General features: G+C 65.9%; 3 protein-coding genes and 1 pseudogene. 3 read left to right on the plus strand and 1 reads right to left on the minus strand.

Going from position 1 to position 3,844, the window contains the following annotated elements:
- The first annotated feature begins 138 nt into the window (after positions 1-138).
- Positions 139-396, plus strand: a complete 258-nt coding sequence (locus ACIQFZ_RS43225; RefSeq protein ID WP_402693979.1) for a transposase — start codon at positions 139-141, stop codon at positions 394-396.
- Positions 393-536: pseudogene (locus tag ACIQFZ_RS43230) on the plus strand (transposase); the annotation flags it as partial. The gene ACIQFZ_RS43225 and the pseudogene ACIQFZ_RS43230, both read left to right, overlap by 4 nt.
- Positions 537-723: 187 nt before the next feature.
- On the opposite strand, the gene ACIQFZ_RS43235 reads toward ACIQFZ_RS43230, so the two are convergent.
- On the minus strand, positions 724-3,105 hold the full coding sequence (locus ACIQFZ_RS43235; RefSeq protein ID WP_383063861.1) for a M14 family metallopeptidase: 2,382 nt from the start codon (positions 3,103-3,105) through the stop codon (positions 724-726).
- A 343-nt stretch (positions 3,106-3,448) separates the two neighbouring features.
- On the opposite strand from ACIQFZ_RS43235, the gene ACIQFZ_RS43240 reads away from it, so the two are divergent.
- Positions 3,449-3,844, plus strand: a 396-nt coding sequence (locus ACIQFZ_RS43240; RefSeq protein WP_402693980.1) for a transposase, incomplete at its 3' end; no start/stop codon positions are given.

The following is a 3,844-nucleotide window of genomic DNA, read 5'->3' on the forward strand; positions in this document are numbered from 1 at the left end:
ACCGCCGCACCCACGCACGACGACACATGCACCAGCCCCCACCGCACGCGTCCGCAGAAGTACCACAAGGGCCGTGATCTACAACTGAAGGGACTGTCCGAGTACGCGGGCGACATGGCCCCGTGGGGGTAGCAGCACTTGTTGGACCGCTTCCGCTGGGACGCCGACGAGCTTCGTGACCTCACCCGCCGCTATGTGGTTACCGGCCTGGCCGATGCCGGTGTGGGGGCCGGTCCGGGCGGTGCGGGGGTGCTGGTGGTGGACGAGACCGGGTTCGCCAAGAAGGGCACGGGTTCGGCCAGGGTGGCCCGCCAGTTCGCTGGCACGCTGGGTGGCGTCTTCCCGCGCCAGGCCGGGGTGTGGCGGCCTGGACCACCGGCGCGGGGCAGGCGATGATCGACTGTGAGTTGTACCTGCCGCGCGAGTGGACCGACGACCGGGAGTGGTGCCGGGCCGCGCATGTCCCCGACACGGTGGGCGTCCAGGCCAATCCACGCCTGGCGGAGCAGATGATCGAGCGGGCCCTGCTGGATTTTCCCGAGCGGAGCGTGTGGGTGGCCGCGAACGAGGTGTATGGCCGCGACGGCGCCTTCCGCGTCTGGTGGGAGTGGGGCCGCATCCGACACGTTCCCGACCGGCATCGCGGTTGCACCTCAGCAGACAGCCCCGGCACGTGCCTGGGTGGCACGGGCCGGGGCTGGTTGGCCGAGGGTCAGCGGAGGGTTAGTTCGTGCCGCCGACCGTTACGTTCTGCTTGTTGTAGTTCTTGCCGTTGCCGTCGGGCTTGTAGTTCTGCTCGTAGTTGCCCGCGAGGTCCATGGAGAACCACTGGACGACGGTGTTCTTGTGGACCGTGATCTTCTCGGCGCCCTCGCGCATGCCCGCGGCGGCGAGCTTCGGCGAGTTCATCGTCGGGCGGCTGCCGTCGAGCGTGTAGTAGATGTTCGCCGGCTCGTCCACGGTGAAGGTGAACGTCGTCGAGGTGGCGGACGCGTTGGTCACCGCGAGCTTCGACGTGGGCTGCTGGTGGTCCTTGTCGTAGGCGCGGGCGACATCGAGGATGCCGATCTGGCCGTTGGAGAACTCCATGGCCTCCTCGTGGCCCTCGCTGAACGGGGGCTGGAAGCCGACCGCGTTGTACTTCTTGGTGGCCGGGTCGTAGAGGTCCGTGCCGACTTCGAAGTCCCAGCCGATGATGCCGTTGTTGTACCAGAACTCGTCGGCGCTGTTGCCGGCCGCCGAGTACAGCACGTCGACCACGGGGCCGGTGCGTCCCGGCTGGATGCCGGTGCCGCGCCAGTCCTGGACGGCGGACAGGATGTGGGTGGAGGCGTTCCAGAAGTAGTTCTCCGTGCCCATGTCCGTCCGCGGCAGCACCTCACGGCCGGCGGACTTGTACGCTCCCGGGGGCCACATGAAGTAGCCGCCGTAGGAGTGGGTGTTCATCGCGAACTTGATGTTCTTGAAGTTGTTCGCGAGCCACACCTCGTTGCGCGCTTCCGGCTCCGACAGCTCCGACGGACCTGAGTAGGTATCGCCGGTGCAGCTGGTGCTGCCGCCGGTGTAGCCGTCGAAGCCACTGCCGACGGAGAAGTTGCGGTTGAGGTCGACGCCCCAGGAGTTGCGGCGTGCCGGGTCCGAGTTGTCCGCAGCGCAGTAGTTGACCATGTTCCTACGCTGCATGTTGTAGTCGTACATTGAGTAGTGGGCGCCGTCGGGGTTCATCGTCGGGATGATGAAGATGTCAAGGTCGTCCACCAGCTTCTTGGTGTTCGCGTCCCGCGCGTAGTTGCGCAGCAACCGTTCGGCGGTCTCCACGCAGGTGATCGGGGTCACCCACTCGCGCGCGTGCTCCTGGCAGTAGAGGAACACACCGGTCTTCGAGCCGTCCCGGTGCTTGCCGATCCGGATCGCCTTCATCTGGAACGGCTCACGCGAGACGCTCGCCGGCGCCTTGAGGCCGTCGGTCAGCGGGGTCGCCGGGGCCGCGGCCACCACACCGGTGCCATTGCTGGTCCGGTAGAGGCTGGCGGTCACCAGCGTCGACACCGCCGCGTTGGCGTTGATGGCGTTCACGACCTGGCCCGCGGTGCTGGTGATCGCGCCGGAGGCGTCCGTGGCCAGGTTGACCACGAATTCCTTGCCGTTGACCGCGACCGACAGCGGAGCGTTGTTCGCTCCCGGGTTCTTCAGCGTGATGCTGAGGTCGTTGCCGCCCTCACTGCCGTACGCCTTGGAGGTCACGTAGAACGTGCTCGCCAGCGCGGTCCCCGAACCCGTGCCGAACTGCGCCTGCGCCTGGCGGCGGTAGCCGTTCGTCTTGTACGGGAGATTGATGATCTCCGAGATGTTCGGGAATTCCTTGGCGAGACCGACGACCCGGTCGGTGACCTCGGTCGGGTCCATGTAGTGGTCGACGAAGTCCGATACGTAGTTCGGGCTCGGCGCCTTGACCGGGTCACCCAGCCACTTGGTCACCGGCACGGTGATCGTGCCGCCGCGGCTGCTGGTGACGGTGACCGTGGCGGGGGCCTCGGTGATGGCCAGCGGCGCGCTGAACCGGTGGTACATGTACTGGCCGGCGTCGGTGAAGCGGGACATCGTCGCCGTACCGCCGGAGCCGGGCTTGGTGCCCTTGCCACTGTCCCAAGAGGCGGTGAGGACGGTCTGGGCGTCCGTCGCGCTGGACTTCACCTCGACCGACAGGAACCGCTGGTCGTTGAGGCTGGTGAACCACTCGGCGCGCAGGGGCGTGAGCGTGTCAGCCTCGGCCGCGTCGGCGGCCTCGATCGCGACCGCCTGCGAACGGGCGCGCATGTTCGCGTTGTAATCGCCCTGGTCCGAAATGGGGTTCTGGACGTCGAAGCCCTGGTCACGCAGGTTCTCGGTCTCATCAGGGCTGAGGACGGCGTGCACTTCGATGCCGTTGTCGACCGGCTTACTGTATTCGGCCAAATCGACACCCATGGCGTCAAGCTTGTCCACCCCCGACTTATCGGGGACGACGATGCGCATCAGTGCGACACCGTTCTGGGCGGTGCTGGAATCGCGGTCGGGTGTGACCGGTTGGCTCGTGGGAGCGCCGAGCGCCGGAAGGGCACTCATGGTGACCGCCAAGGGAATTGCGAGCAAGAGCGCGTAATGCCGCGCTCTGCGGGGACTCCTCATCGAGTTTCCTCCATCTGGCGCGCCCTCCCGAGACGGGGGTGTCAGTCGGGCGAGGCACCCAAGTTGTGGGAAGTCTGTTGGGAAAGGTAAAGCGCCGTCAAGATCTCCGCGACCCCAAATTGGGACACTTCGCAACGGGGCTATTCACCCTGGGTATTCAGCGGAATTGGGTGATCTGAGAGGACGTTAAGTCCGGTTTTCCTCGGTTCGTGATCGCTCGATCGTGGGACTGTTCGTCTTACGAGCCGACCATCGGTCATGCGCATGCTGGGATGCGGGCATGGGTCGAAGACCGTATCCGAGTGACTTGTCGGACGAGCGTTGGGCGTTGATCGAGCCAATGATCACGGCCTGGAAGCAGGACAGGGTGGCACGGTTGGCGACCGGTGATCCCGGGGCCTGCGATCTGAGGGAAGTCGTGAACGCGATCTTCTATCAGAACCGGGCGGGCTGTCAGTGGCGCTACCTGCCCCACGACTTCCCGGCCTGGTCAGCGGTGTTCTATTACTTCGGCCTGTGGCGCGAAGACGGTCTTGACCAGCGGATCCAGGAACTTCTGCGCTGCCAGGTGCGGGAGAGGGCAGGGCTTGATCAAGTTCCCTCGGTTCCCGGGTTGTTGGTGATGCCCAGGAGTGGAAGTGCTCGTTGGGGTTGGTCGCGGATTGCGCGGGTGGTC

This window comes from Streptomyces sp. NPDC093064 (assembly GCF_044754605.1).
Classification (GTDB): Bacteria; Actinomycetota; Actinomycetes; order Streptomycetales; family Streptomycetaceae; genus Streptomyces.

Coding starts and splice junctions, on each gene's coding strand:
- ACIQFZ_RS43235 (WP_383063861.1), bottom strand. CDS start 3,105: ATGAGTGCCCTTCCGGCGCTCGGCGCTCCCACGAGCCAACCGGTCACA.